At 66.4% G+C, this 17,689-nt stretch carries 22 protein-coding genes; 13 read left to right on the top strand and 9 right to left on the bottom strand.

What is annotated here, in order from left to right; genetic code table 11:
* A partial coding sequence (locus Q0319_RS13405) for a rhodanese-like domain-containing protein (protein WP_299453299.1) occupies positions 1–445 on the top strand: 445 nt, incomplete at its 5' end.
* 2 nt (positions 446–447) lie between these two features.
* Positions 448–954 carry a cyclic pyranopterin monophosphate synthase MoaC gene (gene moaC / locus Q0319_RS13400; RefSeq protein ID WP_296467829.1) on the top strand — a complete coding sequence of 169 codons (507 nt, stop codon included), beginning with the start codon at positions 448–450 and terminating at the stop codon, positions 952–954.
* Positions 955–997: 43 nt separating this feature from the next.
* Here moaC and Q0319_RS13395 read toward each other — a convergent pair whose 3' ends face one another.
* From Q0319_RS13395 to pmbA, 3 genes are all read right to left on the bottom strand, one after another.
* Positions 998–2,050 (bottom strand): P1 family peptidase, encoded by a 1,053-nt coding sequence (locus tag Q0319_RS13395; RefSeq protein WP_299453295.1) that lies wholly within the window; start codon positions 2,048–2,050, stop codon positions 998–1,000.
* A gap of 109 nt (positions 2,051–2,159) precedes the next feature.
* A complete protein-coding gene (locus tag Q0319_RS13390) occupies positions 2,160–3,464 on the bottom strand; it encodes an FAD-dependent oxidoreductase (RefSeq protein WP_299453292.1) in 1,305 nt (434 codons plus the stop codon).
* A gap of 88 nt (positions 3,465–3,552) precedes the next feature.
* On the bottom strand, positions 3,553–4,944 hold the full coding sequence (gene pmbA / locus Q0319_RS13385; RefSeq protein WP_299453289.1) for a metalloprotease PmbA: 1,392 nt from the start codon (positions 4,942–4,944) through the stop codon (positions 3,553–3,555).
* 106 nt (positions 4,945–5,050) lie between these two features.
* Here pmbA and yjgA point away from each other — a divergent pair, with 106 nt between their 5' ends.
* The 4 genes from yjgA to Q0319_RS13365 all read left to right on the top strand — a co-directional run bounded on the left by yjgA (position 5,051) and on the right by Q0319_RS13365 (position 7,650).
* Complete coding sequence (yjgA, locus tag Q0319_RS13380) at positions 5,051–5,653, top strand: ribosome biogenesis factor YjgA (RefSeq protein ID WP_299453286.1); 603 nt, start codon at positions 5,051–5,053, stop codon at positions 5,651–5,653.
* Positions 5,654–5,688: 35 nt separating this feature from the next.
* Positions 5,689–6,333, top strand: coding sequence for a molybdopterin adenylyltransferase (mog, locus tag Q0319_RS13375; RefSeq protein WP_296469730.1), 645 nt, complete (start codon positions 5,689–5,691; stop codon positions 6,331–6,333).
* Between the two features lie 27 nt (positions 6,334–6,360).
* Positions 6,361–7,032: a dienelactone hydrolase family protein gene (locus Q0319_RS13370; protein ID WP_299453282.1), complete on the top strand. Its 672-nt coding sequence runs from the start codon at positions 6,361–6,363 to the stop codon at positions 7,030–7,032.
* 117 nt (positions 7,033–7,149) lie between these two features.
* Positions 7,150–7,650: a universal stress protein gene (locus Q0319_RS13365; RefSeq protein WP_299453280.1), complete on the top strand. Its 501-nt coding sequence runs from the start codon at positions 7,150–7,152 to the stop codon at positions 7,648–7,650.
* Positions 7,651–7,752: 102 nt separating this feature from the next.
* On the opposite strand, the gene Q0319_RS13360 is transcribed toward Q0319_RS13365, so the two are convergent.
* The gene (locus tag Q0319_RS13360) at positions 7,753–8,679 is read right to left on the bottom strand and encodes a LysR substrate-binding domain-containing protein (protein WP_296468877.1); all 927 of its coding nucleotides are present in this window, start codon (positions 8,677–8,679) and stop codon (positions 7,753–7,755) included.
* Positions 8,680–8,824: 145 nt separating this feature from the next.
* On the opposite strand from Q0319_RS13360, the gene Q0319_RS13355 reads away from it, so the two are divergent.
* The 3 genes from Q0319_RS13355 to Q0319_RS13345 all read left to right on the top strand — a co-directional run bounded on the left by Q0319_RS13355 (position 8,825) and on the right by Q0319_RS13345 (position 11,294).
* Positions 8,825–9,787 (top strand): tripartite tricarboxylate transporter substrate binding protein, encoded by a 963-nt coding sequence (locus Q0319_RS13355; RefSeq protein ID WP_299453278.1) that lies wholly within the window; start codon positions 8,825–8,827, stop codon positions 9,785–9,787.
* Positions 9,788–9,945: 158 nt separating this feature from the next.
* Entirely contained in the window at positions 9,946–10,896 is a 951-nt protein-coding gene (locus Q0319_RS13350; RefSeq protein ID WP_299453276.1) for a VTT domain-containing protein, read from the top strand.
* Positions 10,893–11,294, top strand: coding sequence for an OsmC family protein (locus tag Q0319_RS13345; RefSeq protein WP_296468871.1), 402 nt, complete (start codon positions 10,893–10,895; stop codon positions 11,292–11,294). The genes Q0319_RS13350 and Q0319_RS13345 overlap by 4 nt, the downstream gene beginning before the upstream one ends.
* 12 nt (positions 11,295–11,306) lie before the next feature.
* Here Q0319_RS13345 and Q0319_RS13340 read toward each other — a convergent pair whose 3' ends face one another.
* Both Q0319_RS13340 and Q0319_RS19365 read right to left on the bottom strand, forming a co-directional pair.
* Positions 11,307–11,927 (bottom strand): LysR substrate-binding domain-containing protein, encoded by a 621-nt coding sequence (locus Q0319_RS13340; protein WP_363322281.1) that lies wholly within the window; start codon positions 11,925–11,927, stop codon positions 11,307–11,309.
* Positions 11,882–12,205 (bottom strand): LysR family transcriptional regulator, encoded by a 324-nt coding sequence (locus tag Q0319_RS19365; RefSeq protein WP_363322280.1) that lies wholly within the window; start codon positions 12,203–12,205, stop codon positions 11,882–11,884. The genes Q0319_RS13340 and Q0319_RS19365 overlap by 46 nt, the downstream gene beginning before the upstream one ends.
* A gap of 75 nt (positions 12,206–12,280) precedes the next feature.
* Between Q0319_RS19365 and Q0319_RS13335 the strand changes: the two genes are divergently transcribed.
* The 3 genes from Q0319_RS13335 (at position 12,281) to Q0319_RS13325 (ending at position 14,260) form a co-directional block, all read left to right on the top strand.
* The gene (locus Q0319_RS13335; protein ID WP_296468867.1) at positions 12,281–13,408 is read left to right on the top strand and encodes an MFS transporter; all 1,128 of its coding nucleotides are present in this window, start codon (positions 12,281–12,283) and stop codon (positions 13,406–13,408) included.
* Between the two features lie 129 nt (positions 13,409–13,537).
* Complete coding sequence (locus tag Q0319_RS13330) at positions 13,538–13,969, top strand: thioesterase family protein (protein ID WP_296468864.1); 432 nt, start codon at positions 13,538–13,540, stop codon at positions 13,967–13,969.
* Positions 13,970–14,065: 96 nt separating this feature from the next.
* Positions 14,066–14,260: a hypothetical protein gene (locus Q0319_RS13325; protein WP_296468862.1), complete on the top strand. Its 195-nt coding sequence runs from the start codon at positions 14,066–14,068 to the stop codon at positions 14,258–14,260.
* A gap of 7 nt (positions 14,261–14,267) precedes the next feature.
* Here Q0319_RS13325 and Q0319_RS13320 read toward each other — a convergent pair whose 3' ends face one another.
* On the bottom strand, positions 14,268–15,083 hold the full coding sequence (locus Q0319_RS13320) for a methyltransferase (RefSeq protein ID WP_296468860.1): 816 nt from the start codon (positions 15,081–15,083) through the stop codon (positions 14,268–14,270).
* 154 nt (positions 15,084–15,237) lie between these two features.
* Here Q0319_RS13320 and Q0319_RS13315 point away from each other — a divergent pair, with 154 nt between their 5' ends.
* Positions 15,238–16,494 carry an Hsp70 family protein gene (locus Q0319_RS13315; RefSeq protein ID WP_299453269.1) on the top strand — a complete coding sequence of 419 codons (1,257 nt, stop codon included), beginning with the start codon at positions 15,238–15,240 and terminating at the stop codon, positions 16,492–16,494.
* A gap of 49 nt (positions 16,495–16,543) precedes the next feature.
* On the opposite strand, the gene Q0319_RS13310 is transcribed toward Q0319_RS13315, so the two are convergent.
* Together Q0319_RS13310 and Q0319_RS13305 are read right to left on the bottom strand one after the other, a co-directional pair.
* The gene (locus tag Q0319_RS13310; protein ID WP_296468878.1) at positions 16,544–16,699 is read right to left on the bottom strand and encodes a DUF3309 family protein; all 156 of its coding nucleotides are present in this window, start codon (positions 16,697–16,699) and stop codon (positions 16,544–16,546) included.
* Between the two features lie 99 nt (positions 16,700–16,798).
* Positions 16,799–17,332, bottom strand: coding sequence for a DUF3617 domain-containing protein (locus Q0319_RS13305; protein WP_299453265.1), 534 nt, complete (start codon positions 17,330–17,332; stop codon positions 16,799–16,801).
* Between the last annotated feature and the right edge of the window lie 357 nt (positions 17,333–17,689).

Here is a 17,689-nt window from a genome sequence, read left to right as displayed (position 1 = left end):
GCCGCCCGCCGCACGGCGGCCGGGCGCCTTCACGCTGCGCGCGCCGCTCGTGAAAACCGTGGCATACGAAGACATGCTCGCCAATCTCGCATCGCGCGATCCGCGCCCGGTGATAGACGCCCGATCTCCCGATCGCTTCCGCGGCGAAAACGAAACCCTCGACCCCATGGGCGGACACATACCCGGCGCGATCAACCGTTTCTTCCGCGACAACCTGCAACCAGACGGCCGCTTCAAGAGCGCGGCGCAGCTGCGGGCCGAGTTCAGCGCGCTGCTTGGAAACACCCCGGCCGAACGCGCCATCAGCCAGTGCGGCTCGGGCGTGACGGCCTGCCACAACCTGCTTGGCATGGAAGTGGCTGGCCTGGCGGGTGCCGCGCTGTATCCGGGATCGTGGAGCGAATGGTGCAGCCGGCCCGACTCGCCCGTCGCAACCGGAGAATGACCATGGCCCAGTCCCCCCTGACCCATTTCGACGCGGCCGGACAGGCCCACATGGTGGATGTCGGCGCCAAGCCTGCAACGGCCCGCGTGGCCATCGCAGGCGGCACCATATCCATGCAACCCACTACGCTCGCCTTGATCCGCGACGGCAGCGCCAAGAAGGGCGATGTCCTGGGCATCGCGCGCATCGCGGCCATCATGGCGGCCAAGAAAACCTCGGACCTGATCCCGCTGTGCCACCCCATTCCGCTGACCCACGTCGCGTGCGACTTCGAACTCGACGAAGCCGCGCATGCCGTGCATTGCACCGTGCGGGCTGAAACCGTGGGCGGCACCGGCGTAGAAATGGAAGCCCTCACCGCCGTGCAGGTGGCCCTGCTGACCATCTACGACATGTGCAAGGCGGCCGACCGCGGCATGGTGATGGGCAACGTGCGGCTGTTGGAGAAGCGCGGCGGGAAGTCCGGGACGTGGGTCCGGGAAGAACCTGCCCGCCCCGTGGCAGGTTGAGGCGGGAAAGCCGGCGCCGGCCACCAGGGCGCGCACACCTTCTTTATAGGCTCGCCCAGGCCCGCTCGCGCATGCCGGCGGGCGTCGCGGCGCTGTAAACGCCACGCGCGATGGCGCGCGCCAGCACGTCTGCGGCCAGCGCGCCCAGGCGACATACGATGAAAGGCCGGGGGTCGACCGGACCGTCCATCGCAGGCGCCTCGCGCCGGGCAGTGGAAATCGCGAACACGGTGTCGCCGTCGAACGGGGCGTGGATGGGGCGGATGGCCCGCGCCATGCCGTCTTGGGCCATGGTCGCCACCCGCTGCAACTCATCCGGCGCCAGGGCGACATCGGTCGCGATGCAGGCGATGGTGGTATTGCCCAGAGGCCGGGGGTCGAGCTTGGCCCATTCCCAGTTCTCGCCCTCGGCGCGCGCGTCAGCCGGCCCCAATCCGCCGAACTCCTCGCCAATCTCGAATGCGCCGGCCCAAAAACGCTTGCCGCCGGGCGCCACCACGGAGCCGAAACTGTTGCAGGCGACGATGGCCCCCACGGTCATGCCGTCATGGGTGACGTAGGACGCCGAGCCCAGCCCGCCCTTGAGCGCACCCGCCGCCGCCCCGAAACCCGCGCCACAGGTTCCCAGCGGGAAGTGCTTGTCCGCATGAGTGGCCGCCCGTAGCGCGAGTTCCCGGTACGGGGGTGTCTCGCCCCAGCGCTTGTCCCCGCCGTTGGCCAAGTCGTAAAGCACCGCTGTCGGCACGATGGGCGATGGCGGAACGCCTGGCTGGCGCAACAGCGTAAAGCCACGGTCCCGCGCCCCCAACCAAGCGGCCACGCCGTCTCCGGCGGCCAGTCCGTACACCGATCCGCCCGACAGGACCACTGCGTCGACAGAGCGGACGAGGCAGGATGCACCGAGCGCGTCGGTGTCCCGCGTCCCCGGCCCGCCTCCCCTGACATCGACGGCCGCGGCAACCCGGTCGTCAGGAAGAATGACTGTCACGCCGGTGCAGGCCTGCGCATCATCGGCCTGCCCGACGCGCAATCCTTCGACGTCCGTGATGAGGTTGAGCGGGCCCGGGTGCCCGCGCGATGCGGCGTGTCGTTCCATGCTGGAGTCCGTGAGGGTGGATGGCGAGCCCATTGTAGGCCGCGCCTTCATGGCGCACCCGGCGCACCCCCGACCAGGGGGGCTTTTCGCAGCTCGCCGCGCCGCCCCGCTAATGCAGCTTGACGCGAGGCTGTGAGCGACGGCTCAGCGCCCGGCTCAGGGAACGCACGGTCGCGCCCCACAGGCCCAGCACTGCCGCGTAGTGAGACCAGTGGGTGACGGCGTACATCAGCCGGGCCATCCACCCCTCGACCAAGAGCTTGCGGCCAGTGAGGCTGCCCATCAGGCTGCCCACGCCTTCGCCGTGCCCGATCGAGACGAGCGACCCGAAATCCCGGAAACGGAAAGGCTGCGCCGGCGGCACTTCCCCACGCATGCGGGCCGACAGGAGCGGGACCAGATAGGAGGCCTGCTGGTGCGCGGCCTGGGCCCGGGCCGGCACCGTCTTGTCCGTTCCCAGCCACGGCGCGGCGGCGCAGTCGCCCATGGCGTAGATGTTTTCATCGGAGGTGCGCAGCGTCTCGTCCACCTTGACCTGCTGCATGGGGTTCATCTCGAGCCCCAAAGAACTGATCAGCGAAGGCGCCTTGATGCCGGCCGCCCAGACGCACAGGTCTGCTTCGAACACATGGTCCTGCGCGACCACGGCATCCGGCCTGACCTCCGATACCCGGCAATCGGCCACGACCTGTACGCCGCGCTCGACCAGCAGCGCTTCGGCCGCCCGCGCCACCCGCTCGGGCAGCGGCCCGAGGATGCGGGGCCCGCCTTCGATGAGGGTGATGCGCAGCTTGTCCGGCGTCATGCCCGGCAACCCATACGCGGAGATCGTGCGTCCGGCCTCGTGCAGCTCCGCAGCCAGCTCGACGCCAGTCGCGCCGCCGCCGACGATCACGACGTTCACCACCCCAGGCGTGATCGTGTCGGTGCGGGCAGACGCCCGGGCCATGGCCTTGAGCAGTTCGAGGCGGAAACGTTCGGCGGCCTCGGTCGTGTCCAACGAGATCGCATGCTGGTCGGCGCCGGGGGTGTTGAAGAAATTGCCTAGGCTGCCAACCGCGAGCACGAGTGTTTCATAGGGGATGGCGCGTTCGGGCAGGATGACCTCGCCTTCGGCATCGCGCAGCGCGGCCACGCGCAGTTCCTTCGCCTGGCGGTCGACCGAGACGATTTCGCCCAGGACGAAGCGAAAGCCGTTGTCATGCGCGAGCATGGCATAAGACAACCCGTCGCGATGGATGTCCACCGTGCCGGCGGCAACCTCGTGCAACGACGGCTTCCAGATATGAAAGGGCGCCGCGTCGACAAGGGTGACATGCTCGGGGCCGTGGCGCTTGCCCAGGCGAACTGCCAATTCCAGCCCTCCCGCGCCACCGCCCGCGATCACGATCCGATGCACTGCCGCTGACTTCATGGATGCCCCCTATGGCCGGCGCGCACGCCGGGCCGCTTGTGCCACCCCTTGCCTCAGCAGCCGGCGTGCCCGCCGCCCGCAGGCGAACCTAGAGGCCGGCGATCGACATTTCCGGCAACAGGATCGATCCGGTGGTCTTGGTGCCGCGGGTCAAGGTGTCCGCGCCCACGGCAGCTACGCTGCCGAACATATCCCGCAGGTTGCCGGCGATGGTGATCTCTTGGACGGCGTGCTGGATCTCGCCGTTTTCTACCCAGTATCCGAATGCACCACGCGAATAATCGCCGGTGACGTAATTGATGCCTTGCCCGATCAGCTCTGTGACGAGCAATCCCGTGCCGAGCTTGCGCAGCATTTCGCGAAAATCGTCCGACGGGCGGGTATGGCGCGAAGTGAGGATCAGGTTGTGCGACCCCCCAGCGTTCCCTGTGGTGACCATGCCCAGTTTGCGCGCGGTATAGCTGGAGAGGAAATAGCCTTGGATGACGCCGGCCTCGACCACCTTGCGCGCCTGCGTGCGCACGCCTTCGTCGTCGAACGCGGCGCTGCCCTGGGCGCCCCGGATGAATGGGTCTTCGAGCACGTCGATGTGCTCGGGGAAAACCTGCCGCCCCAGGCTATCGACGAGGAAACTCGATTTGCGATAGAGCGCGCCGCCGCTCAACGCCTGAGTGAGCGAACCCAGCAGCCCGCACGCAAGGGGCGCCTCGAACAGCACGGGATACCGGCCCGTGGGAATGCGGCGGGCGGACAGGCGGGACAGGGCCCGCTCCGCGGCATAGCGGCCGACCTGCGCCGGGTCGGCCAGCTTGCGCCAGTTCCGGTCGCTGGTGTACCAATCGTCGCGCTGCATGTTGTCGCCGCGGCCCGCGATGGGAGAAACCGACAGCGAATGGCGCGAATAGGGGTAGCCGCCCAGGAATCCGCGCGTGTTCCCCATGACGAAGTGACCTTCATAGGACGAGACCGATGCACCGTCCGAGTTGGTGATGCGTTTGTCGGTGGACAGTGCGGCGTCCTCGGCCTGCAAGGCCAGTTCGGCGGCTTCCTCGGGCGACAGCGGCCAGGGATGGTAGAGGTCCAGGTCGGGGAATTCGGTCGCCAAGAGGTCGGCTTCGGGCAGGCCTGCGGCCGGATCCTCGGCGGTATGCCGGGCGATGTGATAGGCGGCCTGCACGGTATCGCGCAAGGCTTGGTCGGAGAAATCCGAGGTGGAGGCCGACCCGCGGCGCTGCCCCACGTATACGGTGATGTCCAACGAGCGATCCCGCGTCTGTTCGACCGTCTCCAGCGAGCGCTTGCGGACCGTGACGGCCAGCCCCTGGCTCTCCGAGACCTCCGCTGCGGCATCGGTCGCGCCCGCCCGCTTCGCTTCCTCCAGCACTCGCTCGATCAACTGGCGGAACGTGGCTCGGTCTGCGAGCGCGGGACGAACGGCAGCGGTGGACGACGATTGCTTGCGGGGACGGGAAATGGCCATGGATGATTTCGATAGGGATTAGGCGGTCCGGAGGACGGCGAGGCTTTATGATAATGGATCCCCCAAGCGCTGCCGGCGCCTCGCCCCGGCGCAACTCTTTACGCTTATGTCTCGTTCCAAATATTTCGCTTCGCCCCTCGCGGCCGACCAAGAAGCCGGTCAAGAGGACGATCGGCGACCCAGCAAATCGCAGCTCAAGCGACAAATGGCAGCGCTGCAAGAACTCGGAGAACGGCTGGTCGCACTGCCCGACGCCAAGCTCCGGCAACTGCCGCTGGCCGAGCGGCTTTACGACGCCATACGCGAGGCCCAGTGCATCACCTCGCACGAAGGCAAGCGGCGCCAGCTGCAATACGTGGGCAAGTTGATGCGCGAAGCGCACGTGGAGCCGATCCAGGCCAAACTGGCCGAGTGGGACGGCGATTCGATGGAACAGATCGCGGCTTTCCACCAGCTCGAGCTGTGGCGCGACCGCCTCATCGACGATGACGAGCACTTCACCGCCTTCATGAACCTGTATCCCCACGCCGAAGCGCAGCCGCTGCGCGCCTTGATACGCGCGGCGCGCAAGGAACGGGCCGCCAACGCTGCGTTGCTGCCCGGCCGCGAGCCGCAGCGCAAGCACTACCGGGCGCTGTTCCAGGAAATCAAGCGCCTGCAGGCGCAGGCCGGGGCAACCCCGGCGCCCGGCGATGCGGACGACGAATAACCGATGACAGACACGCTGCCTGAAGGAATTCAGCCATGACGACTTCTGCCAAGCGCCTGGCGCGCAATCATCCCGACGAATTGCTATGCGGCCTGGTATCCATCAGCGATCGCGCCTCCGCTGGGGTTTATGCCGACGAGGGCATCCCCGCGCTCAAGACGTGGCTGGACGGCGCACTGCGCACGCCGGTCCAGTATGCCGAGCGGCTGATCGCGGACGACGCCGATACGATCTCTGCCACGCTGGTCGAATTGTGCGATGAACTCGGGTGCGACCTGATCCTGACCACGGGCGGCACGGGGCCAGCGCGGCGCGACGTTACGCCCGAAGCCACGCTCGCGGTGGCGACCAAGGAAATGCCCGGCTTCGGCGAACAGATGCGCCAGATCTCGCTGCGCTTCGTGCCCACTGCCATCCTGTCCCGCCAAGTGGCCGTGATCCGGGAACGCGGCACGTCGGCCGAAGACGGCGCCGCGCTCATCATCAATCTTCCCGGCCAGCCCAAGGCCATACGCGAAACCCTCGAAGGGCTGAGGAACACCGACGGAACCCTGCAAGTGCCCGGCATCTTCGCTGCCGTACCGTATTGCATCCAGCTCATCGGCGGTCCGTACATCGAGACCAACGAGTCGGTGTGCAAGGCGTTCCGCCCCAAGGCCGCGATCCGCAGCGCCACTTGACGCCCCCCGCCTCCCGGAGAATGCCCCATGAGCGATACCTTGCTCGAATGCGTCGAGGTCGAAACCGGACCGAATCCGACCCGCGCCGTGATCTGGCTGCACGGCTTGGGCGCGGACGGCCATGACTTCGAGCCCATCGTCCCCGAGCTGGACTTGAGCGGCCTGCCGCCCATCCGCTTCGTCTTTCCGCATGCCCCCGTGCAGCCGGTCACCATCAACGGCGGCATGGCCATGCGCGCTTGGTACGACATCATCGTCAGCGATCTCGTCCGCCGCGAAGACGAAGCGGGCATCCGGGCCTCCCAGCGCCGCATCGAACACCTCCTCGCACGCGAGAATGAGAGGGGGATCCCGACCGAACACATCGTGCTGGCCGGATTCTCGCAAGGCTGCGCGATGACGCTGCACACTGGGCTGCGCCATGCGGCAAGGCTGGCCGGCCTCGTCGCGCTCTCGGGCTATTTGCCTCTGGCGGCCAGCTTCGCTGCCGAGCGCCATCCCGCCAATGCACGCACGCCCATCTTCATGGGCCACGGCACGGCAGATCCCATCGTCGCGATGGACAGGGCAATTGCTTCGCGCGATACACTTGAACGACTCGGCTACGAGGTGGAATGGCACGCCTATCCGATGCCGCACTCCGTGTGCGCGCCGGAAGTGGCCGACATCTCGGCATTCCTGCGCAGGACACTCGCTTGATGCCGATCAAGACATCCCGGCCCGATATATGGTGTACTGCATTCATCGATAACAACGGCCGCGCCGCCGAGCCGGGGTTCCAGCGGTCATCTTCGTGATCTTCAAGGAGCACACGCCATGTTCAAGAAAATCCTGATCCCCACCGATGGCTCGCCGCTGTCCGCCCAGGCCGCCAACGCGGGCGTCAGCTTTGCGCGGTCGGTCAACGCGGAAATCGTGGCCCTGCACGTGACCCAGCCCTTTGCCGCCACCATAGGCTTCGACGGCATGGCCGCCGCGTATGCGATCACCGACGATGCCTATGAAAAGGCGTCGGCCGAGCAAGCCGCAAAATACCTCGATGCCGTCACCAGCCGCGCCGACACGGCGGGCGTCAAGAGCACGGCGCTGTCGGTGTCCAATTTCAACGTGGCCGACGGCATCGTCCAGGCTGCGGCCGAGACCGGCTGCGACCTCATCTTCATCGGCAGCCACGGGCGCAGCGGCCTCTCGCGCCTGCTGCTGGGCAGCGTCACGGCCAAGGTGCTGTCGCTGGCCCACGTAGCGGTGCTGGTCTACCGCGTCAAGGAAGAGAAGAAAAAAGAGAAAGAGAAGGAAAAGGAAAAAACCGAGGACTGATTTCCCGGTCTCTTGGCCGAGTCAGAACGGCGCCTTCACGGCGCCGTTCTTGCATCCAGGCCTCGCGCGGCCGGCCCACGCGCCCTAGCCGCCGGCCGCATGTCACCGATCGCCGGCCTGTTCCCTGACCACGTCCCGCAGGCACTGCAGCGCCAGCCCCACGGCAGCCGGCTGCAGCGCGTCGTTGCGCCAATACATGGCCACCGAACCGAACGCCGACAGGCGCAGCGGCACGATGCGCACGGCATTCATGTGCACCAGCCTGAGGGCGGCACGATGCGAGGCGACGCTCACCATGTCGCTATGGGCCAGCAGCGTCACGTTCACGGTCGCCGAGTTCGACTCCACATAGTCCGCAGGAAGGTCGCGGCCGACCGACGCCAGGGCGGCATCCAGCGCCGTCCGTATCGGCGTGCCCTTGGGCCAGAGTATCCAGCGATACTCCAGCACGTCGTCCCAGGTGACCTCCTTTCGCTCGAATAGCGGATGCTGCGGCCGCGCGACGAAGTGCATGGGCTCCAAGTACAAAACCTCGGAACGGATGGCCGGATCATGCAGTTCGGGCGCCGAGCGCCCCACCACGATGTCCAGCTCGCCCCGGGCCAACTGCTCGATGAGGAGGTCCATGGTGCTTTCCACCATCTTGATGCGGGCGTCCGGCATGCGCCGGAGCAAAGACAGCATGGCGAGCGGCACGGTGTCTGGGGCCGACGCGCCGGAGGTGCCGACCAACACCTGCCCGCTGCCTCCCTGCCGCATGGCCTCCATGTCGCTTTGCGCACGGTTCAGCTGGCTTTCGATGCGGCGGGCATGGGCGATCAGGGCTTCGCCGTACGGCGTTGGCCGAAGCCCGCGCGCATGCCGTTCGAACAGCGGCAGGCCGATGTCTTCTTCCAGTTCACGCAGCCATTTGGACAGGGCCGGCTGGGTGGTGTTGAGCGCGACCGCCGAATGGCTGATGTTGCGAGTTTGCGCAAGGCTGAGCAGCATCTGGAGATTGCGCAGCCTCAGTCGATGCGTCCAATCCATGGCGTGCGCTGAGGGCTATCCATATCCGCGATGATATGGTTCATAACGAGAATTCATTTTCTTTATCCATATATCGTTGAGCATACTTCAAGAAACAAGCACATCCTTACCACCCATAACCGGCCCTGCCGGCCCCGGAGACGTCATGCTGAAACACTCCCTGCGTATCGCAGGCGCGCTCGTGCTCGCCTGCTCGTGCGCCAGCGCCTACGCCTGGCCCGAACGACCCATCACCTTCATCGTCCCCTACACGCCCGGTACCGGCATAGACCTCGTCGCGCGCCATCTTTCCAGCCAGCTTCCCAAGACGCTCGGCCAGGCCGTGGTCGTCGAAAACCAGGCCGGGGCCAGCGGTAACATCGGTAGCGAGCGCGCGGCGCGTGCGGCGCCTGACGGCTATACCTTCATGGTCCAGGTCAACACGCTGGTCATGAATCGCAGCCTATACAAGTCGCTGCCCTACGACCCGGTGAATGATTTCGACCCGGTGGCACTAACCTCCTGGGGCTCGCTGCTGCTGGTGTCGCCTGCCTCGCGCAAGCCCAACACCGTGCCCGAACTGGTGGCCGCGGCCAAGGCCGAGCCGGGCAAGCTCACGTATGCCACGCCGGGCGTCGGCACGCCCCACCACCTGTCCATGGCCTTGTTCCTGCAACAAACGGGCTCGGAAATGATGCACGTGCCCTACAAAGGCACGGCGGGCGCCGTCACCGATATCCTCGCGGGCCGCATCGACGCCATGTTCCTGCCGGTCCACGTCGCGCTGCCGCAGATCAAGGCAGGCAAGCTCAAGGCCATCGCCACCGGCAGCGCCAAACGCCTGGAGCAATTGCCCGACGTGCCGACGCTGGAGGAAGCCGGCATCCAAGGCGGCAACGTCGACATGTGGTACGGCGTTTTCGCGCCCAAAGGCACGCCGCGCGACATCATCGACCGGATGAACCGCGAAATCACCCGTATCTTGAAATCCCCTGCCACCGCCGGGGCTTTCGAGGCGCAAGGCATGGTGCCCGCCACCTCGAGTCCGGCAGAGTTCGGGGAATTGGTGGCCAAGGATGCTGCCCGCTGGGCGCAAGTCGTGCGGGCCGCCAACATCACGGCTGACTAAACGCCAGCCTGTACGGGGCGCGGCGCCTGCCGCGCCCCCGAGTCCGTGTGGTAACGTGGCGCGGGACCGCCGGAAAAAAACCCTACGTTCCATGGGCTTGTTTCGGCCGAAATCGCCCCAATTCCCAGCGTAGGGGAATTTTCCGCGGGGACGCTGCCATGTCCGACCTACACACACTGCTCGCACTTCACGGCGCATTGCTGATTTTCGCCAACGTGTTGTTGGAGCAGGGTGGCCTCCCCATTCCGGCCTATCCGCTGCTGGTCGTGGCCGGCGCCCTGGCTGCCCAGGGGCAGCTGTCGTGGCCATTGGTCCTGGCCGCCGCGGTGGCCGCCTGCCTGATCGCAGACACCGCCTGGTACTTCGCGGGCCGGCGCTACGGTGCAAGGCTCCTGCGCACCGTATGCCGGGTCTCGCTCTCCCAGGACTCCTGCATACGACAAACCCAAAGCCTCTACCTGACCGCCGGGCCGCGGCTGCTCCTGGTCGCGAAATTCCTTCCGGGAGCCGGGGCACTGTCCACGGTCATGGCAGGGCTGACGCGGGCGCCTTATCGCGTTTTCGCCGGCTACGACGTGACTGGCGCCTTGATTTGGGCCGGTTCGGCCGTATTGCTGGGCGTGCTGTTCCACCCGCTGGTGGCAGACATCCTTGAGGCCCTGACGCAGTACGGCCGCATGAGCGTCTTGTTCCTCGCCACGCTGCTTGCGGCCTATGTCGCCTACCGCGTATTCCTGCGCTGGCGCGTCGTACGCGACTTGCAGGCCATCCCGCGGCTGACGCTGGACGAACTCTTGTCCTGGCAGCGCGCAGGCCGCAAGATCGTCCTGCTCGACGTTCGGCCCCAACCCGAAGACCCGCTGCCGGGCGCCATTCCGATCGACGCTAACGCAGCGATCGATAAGCTCGACCTCGGTCCGCGCGATGCGGACATCGTCGTCTACTGCGCCTGTCCCAACGAGATTTCCGCTGCCCTGGTCGCCAGCCGCCTGCGGGCGGCGGGATACGCGAACACCTGGGCCCTGCTTGGCGGCCACGATGCATGGCAAGCCTACCGGGAAGCACCGCAGTCGCCCCTCTCGTCCCCTCCTGCAACGGAGCAATCATGAGCGTACACGTCCAACCCGAAGCGCCGGGCAGCCAGCGCCATCTCATCACCGTCGCCGGCCGCGAGCTGCCGCTGGACCTGCCTCCCCCCAAGGGCGAAGGCCCCACGCCCCACGATTATTTCGACGCGGCACTGGCGGGTTGCAAGGCATTGACCCTGATGATCTACGCCAAAGGCAAGAACATTCCGCTAGAAGGCGTCGAGGTCGACATCGAGCGCGACGACAAAGACGAGCGGCGCGGACAGTACCGGCTCGCCGTACGCCTGCAGTTGCGCGGCGACCTAAGCGACGAACAGGTGGCTGAACTGCATGCCGTCGCCGACCGCTGTCCGGTGCACAAGCTCATGACGTCCACGACCGTCGACATCGATACCCAGGTCGAACGCGCGGCCACCTGAAGCTGGGGGCTCTCAGCCCGGGGGTAGCCGCATCTCGGCCCGGGCCGTGGATGAGAGCCAGTCAATGAAAGCCCGGCTCTCCGGAGCCGCGCCCGGCGAAACCCCGTAGTAGTAGCGGCTCAAGGGCAGGCGCCACTGTGGCAGCGGGGCCGCCAGGCGCCCGTCGTCCAGGTCGTGCCCCAGCAGGGAAACCGGCGCCAACGCAACGCCCAGCCCGTCTATGGCGGCCTGCATCACGAAATGCAGGTGGTCGAATTGCAGCATCTGCTGGTGCGGAACACGTGCCTTGCCAGCGAGCCGGGACCACGCATCCCAGTCGTCGCGGCGCGTCCTCGAATAGAGCAGTACGTGCCCGGCCAGGCTGCCGGGATCGCTTATCGGCCGGCTTCGCAGCAGGTCGGGCGATGCCACCGGCAAACCTTCGTCTTCGAGAAAGGCGTCGGTCTCCATGGAGGACGGCCAACCAATGCTGCCGCGCCGGATCGCCACGTCGAAGCTCTCCATCACGTCCTCGGGCGCCGCCGTGCTCGTCACGACCTCGGGCCGGATCTCCGGGTGCCGGGACACGAAATCGGGAAGACGCGGGATCAGCCATCGCACCGCGAAACTCGGCCGCACGTTGATGCGCACCACGCGGGCCGAGCGACCGGTGATCGCCTGGGCGGCAGCCGCGATATGGGCCAGGGCAGGCGCCGTCCCCGCAAAGAGAAGCGCGCACCGGCCGCCGTGAGCACAATCTGCCGCGTCTTGCGTTCGAATAGCGCTGCCCCAAGGAACTCCTCCAGCTGGCGCACCTGGCGGCTGACCGCACCGTGGGTGACGCCGAGCTCCTCGCCCGCGCGCGTGAAACTCAGGTGACGGGCGGCCGCCTCGAAAGCGCGCACCGCATTCAAAGGGGGCAGACGGCGCATACGTGCAATTTCCTCACATATGGCCGGAGTTTAAATCGTTTGTCGGGAACACGGTGCCGCATCACCATAGCGGCCATGAAACATCCGACACCCACTGCCACCGATCGTCACTCACGCGACGCCTCGACGGCGCTTTCCCTTTCATTGCCCGCCGATACCGTGCTGTACCTGCTCCTGCCTGCCCACGCAGGCCAGTTCGACGTGAGCCTCGCACAGGCAGGCATCCTTCTCGCGGCCAACCGCCTGGTGCGCATCGCCGGCTACAGCTGGGTGGCGCGCCTCTATGCCTCGCGCGGCGACCGCTTCATATGCACGCTCGCCGTGCTAGCCTCGTCTTGCTGCGCCCTCGGTTATGCAACGCTTTCCGGCTTCTGGGCGCTCCTGGCCATGCGGCTGCTGTGGGGGCTCTCGTATGCGGCGCTGAACCTGTCCACCCAGACCCTGGCGACCTCCAACCTGGCCGGCGCCGCGCATCGCACCGGTCGCTCCCGTGCCATCATCGCATCCGGCCCCATGCTCGCCCTGCCCGCAGGTGCTTGGCTGGCGGAGCTTTCCGGCCCCCGGACGATCTTTTTCATCCTGGCCGCCCTGGCGCTATGCGCCCTGCCTTCGGCGCGCCGGCTGCCGCCGCAGGAACACACGGAAGTCGCGCCGGCTCCCGTCCGCCGCCTGCAACGACCGGGCAGCCTGGACGCCTGGTCCTTTATGGAAGGGCTGACGCTGGACGGATTGTTCGTCATCGGTTTGTCGCTGGTCGCCCAGGACGCATTGCCCGCGTGGGCGCTGCTCGGCGCAGGAGTGGTGCTTGCGCTGCGCTATTTGTCCGAAATCCTGCTCAGCCCGCTGGGCGGACGCATCGCCGACCGGCTCGGAGCCGAGCGCATGCTGGTCGTGCTGTCGCTGGTCACGGCCACCGCCCTCGTGGGCTTTGGCGCAGGCTGGCTATGGAGCTGCGCCCTGGCCATCGTCATCTTGCGCGCCCTGCAGCTTCCGCTGCTGGCGCCCATCGTGGCACGCCGCCATCCCGGCCCGGAGCGCATCCGGGCGCTGGCCGCGCGTTCGGTATGGCGCGACATCGGCGCGGGAGTGGGACCGCTGATCGCCGGCCTGGTGCTGCCCGGAACACCTGCCCTGCTGGTGTACGGCGTGGCAGCGCTGCTGCTTTCGCTGGCTGCCCTGGCGTGCCTGCGCAGCGGTCGCTGAGGCCGATGGGCGGCGCCGTCGAGTGGAAAAACGCCGCGTGCGAGCGCGCCGCGGCCGCGAAGCCCCCTCACATGCGGTTTAATCGAGCCATGCGGCCTATGCCGCAACTATTTTTTCGAGGACGACTGCATGCTCGCCACCCACGTCATGCCGATCGAGATCGGATTCAGGCACTGCGATCCGGCCGGCATCGTTTTCTATCCGCGCTATGCGGAAATGCTGAACGACACCGTCGAACACTGGTTCAAACACGGCCTGGGCGCAGGCTTCGCCTTCCTGCACGACGAACGGGGCATCGGCCTTCCCACCGTGAACCTGCAGATGGATTTCCTCGCGCCCTCCCGGCTTGGCGACGAATTGGCGGCCGTGCTGCGGCTGGAAGGCATAGGCCGTACCTCGTTGAAAGTCGCCATCGAGTTGCGCGGGCGCGACCCAGAAGGCCCGGTGCGCGTGCGCGCGCGGCTGGTGCTCGTGTTCATCGACATGCGGACCATGCGCCCCATCGCCATCCCGGCCGAGGTGCGCGCCGCCATGGTCGCGGGCAAATACTGGGTCGACTGACCCTCGGGCGGACTAATACGTGCGGCGGAAACATCTTGAAAGGTTTGCATCACATTTCGCACCTATACTCAATCCCGCCAACAGAGCGGGAAAAGCATGGCTGTTCTCATCGCACTCGTGGTCGTCGCATGCGGCGCCGCCATATTCTTCAAGATTCGCCAGCGCGCGAAAGCGCGCGCGGCCGCCCGCGAAAAATACGGCAAGCCGTGCCCCAGCTGCGGCAAGTACGTCCATCCTGCCGCCGCCATCTGCAAGCACTGCTACGCGCGCCTGCCCACGCCCAAGGCCTGAGCCCGGCTCAGGGTTTGCGGAATTTCAACAGGAAACCGTCGGCCTCCCCGATGGCCGCATAGCGTTCCCGGTCCTTGTCACCCAGGCGGAAGGTCGGCGGAAGCGTCCAGACGCCCGCGGGGTGATCCTTGGTATCACGCGGATTCGCTAGGATCTCCGAACTACCGAGGAACACGAAACCCGCGCGTTCAGCCAGCTGGATCGCATAGTCCTGCCGCACGTACCCGTCGGCCGCGCGCGGGTCCTGCGGCTTGTCGTTGCGACCGCGATGCGCCTCCATGCCCAGGATGCCGCCCGGCTTGAGCGCGCGATAAAACGCGGCGAGTGCCTCTTCGGCATAGCCGTCGTTCATCCAGTTATGCAGATTGCGGAAGGTCAGCACGAAATCCGCAGACCCGGGGGGCGCGATGTCGTAGAACCCCTTGGAGAAAGCCGTCACCCGGACCTTGCCGTAGGTGGCGGGATCGGCGTCCAGCTTGGCCCGGAACCGGTCGTAGTACTCGCGGTGATAAGGCCGGGTGCTCCCCTCCCGGGGATACTGGGCAGCGTAATAAACGCCACGTTCACGCAGGTAAGGAGCGAGGATTTCCGTCCAGTAGCCCCCGCCGGGAGAAATCTCGACCACCGTGGCATCGGGCCGGATGTCAAAAAAGCGCAGCACCTCGTACGGCTTGCGCGCCGCATCGCGCGCGACGAAGGCCGGCGTACGCGCGGGATTGCCGACCGCCTGGCGCAGCGCTTCATCTTCCCCGCGGGGCGGCGCCGCGCATCCTGCGAGGAAAAACGAGGCGGCAGCGGCCATCACGAACAATCTCGAAACCATGCAATGACTCCTGTCTTGGGACGGAACGCGGCACACGCCAGTGCGCCGGGCGCGCTTGCGCATACAATGGCGCCTCGCATGTTTTAACATCCCCGCCCCGGGAGCGCGCTCCCCTCCACGCCGTGCGCCGGCTGCCCATTTTTCCCCTTCCACCATGATCGCAAACGCATGCGGCGTCGATTTCGGGACGTCCAACTCCACCGTCGGCTGGCGCCGTCCTGGCGCCGCCTCGCCATTGCTCCTGCTCGAGGAAGGCAAACCCACGATGCCATCGGCGGTGTTCTTCCATGCCGAAGACGAAGAGGTCAGTTTTGGACGCGCAGCAATCCAGGACTATCTCGAGGGCTACGACGGACGCTTGATGCGCGCGCTCAAGAGCCTGCTCGGCACGCCCCTCATGGAAGGCCATACGGAAGTGCAAGGTCGCGCACTTCCCTTCCGGCTCCTGCTCACGCGCTTTATCGCGGAAATCAAGCATCGCGCGGAGCGCGCCGCGGGCCAGCCCTTCGACCGCGCGATTTTCGGGCGCCCGGTGTTTTTCGTCGACGACGACGCAGCGGCCGATGCAAAGGCACAGGCCACGCTGGCCGAGATCGCACGCGCGGTGGGATTCCGCCACGTGGAGTTCCAATATGAACCGATGGCGGCAGCGTTTGACTACGAATCGCAGATTCGGGGCGAAGAGCTGGTGCTCGTCGTGGACATCGGCGGGGGAACCTCCGACTTCACGCTCATCCGGCTCGCCCCCGATCGCAGCGAACGGGAAGACCGGCGCGACGACATTCTGGCCAACGGCGGCGTACACATCGGCGGCACCGATTTCGACAAGTACCTGAACCTGCGCACCGCCATGCCGCTGCTCGGCTTGGGCAGCCGCCTGGTGACCGGCAAGGACATGCCCTCGACGCCCTACTTCAACCTGGCTTCGTGGCATACCATCAACCAGGTCTATGCCCGCAAATCCGTGGCGATGCTGAAAGACTTGTATTACGAGTCAGCAGAAAAGCAAAAAATCGCGCGGCTGCTCCGGCTCGTCGAACAGCGGGCCGGGCATGGCTTGGCCTTCCGCATCGAAGAAGCCAAGATCGCCCTGGCAGAAAACCGCCTTGTCTCGCTGGACCTCGCCAACCTCGAACCTGGGCTGGCATGCGAAGTCTCACAAGCCGACCTCGACGCGGCCATCGATCACCTCGTGGCGCGCATCGAGCGAACCGTCAGCGACTTGATGCGCGATGCGTGCCTCGGCCCCGAAGCCGTCGACACGATTTTCTTCACCGGCGGATCGAGCAGCGTACCCCTCCTGCGACAGCGGATTGTCGCCTTGTTGCCGGCCGCGCGTCACGTCCAGGGCGATGCATTCGGCAGCATCGGGACCGGTCTCGCCCTCGATGCGGCCCGGCGACTGGGCTAGGCCGCCAAGCCTTCCCGGCCCACGCTCGCCGACTGCAGTCATGCAGTTCCTATATTCGCCCCATTAGGAGCAGGACGACCAATACCACCAGGATGACGCCGATGATGCCCGAAGGGCCATAGCCCCAATTGGCCGCATGGGGCCAGGCGGGGAAAGCGCCGATGAGGGCCAAGAGGAGGATGATGAGGATTATTGTGGTGAGCATGAAGCTCTCCCGTAGCAAGGACACGCCCCTGTGCGAGGTCCGCCAGCTCATCAGCAATATCCGATCCCGACCGTGTGGCGCCCGTCGGCGGCGTCCCTTTTACTTCCCGATCGGCTTGATGGCGCCGCAGTCCGCTGAAATGCGGCGGGCGTCGCTCGTCATCTTCGTTTCGCCCCGCTCGTCCTTCAGCACTGCCATCGTCGTGAAATGATGCTGACTGTGCATGGTGGTGGTGAAGGTGCCTTCGCTCTTGGGATCCGTGCACACCATGCGGCCGCGCCACGTGTTGCCCACGGCGCTGACCTGCGTGTAAGTGCAGTTGCCCTCTTTCTGCCCCTCCTTGATCGGCTGCCTAGCCTGTTCCGGGCCGAAGCACACGCGCATGCCACCGTCCTGGCCTATCCCCATTCCCATGCTCGCCATCCGCTGCTCCGCCATCTTGCGCGCCTCAGGCGGCAATTGTGCCAAGTGTTTGCGCATCTGCTCGGCCATGTTCCCCATGTTGGGCATGTCCATGGTGGACTTGATTTCCCACAGGCCCGGCTCCACCGTTTGGGCATGCGCCGTTCCGATAGCGCCGGCGCCCGCCATGGCCGCCAAAGCGATCTCCAGGGGAATGAAAAAGTGTCGCATGATCAGTCTTCCTCTTGCTCGGACCCGCCCCGGGGTTCGCGGCGGAGAAGGCGCGCGATCCCGCGATCCAGGCAGGCGTTCCAGCGGGCAAGTGTGCCGCCCATCGATCGCTTTGCCCATATGCCGCCCGTCATAGGCCAGCTGCCAGAGCGCCACCACCCGGGCCACGCGCAAACAAAAGCCCTGCTGCGCGAGCAGCAGGGCTTCGCAAACAGCGGCCCAGCTTGGCATGCAAAAGGAAAAGGGTTAGTGGCCTGCGGCACACTAACCCTCGTATTCTTTGGCGGAGCGGACGGGGCTCGAACCCGCGACCCCCGGCGTGACAGGCCGGTATTCTAACCAACTGAACTACCGCTC

Source organism: uncultured Pigmentiphaga sp. (assembly GCF_937950555.1).
In the GTDB taxonomy this organism is placed as follows: Bacteria; Pseudomonadota; Gammaproteobacteria; order Burkholderiales; family Burkholderiaceae_B; genus Pigmentiphaga.
Note: the sequence above shows the minus strand (reverse complement) of the source record. Positions and strands in the feature narration are given on the sequence as shown.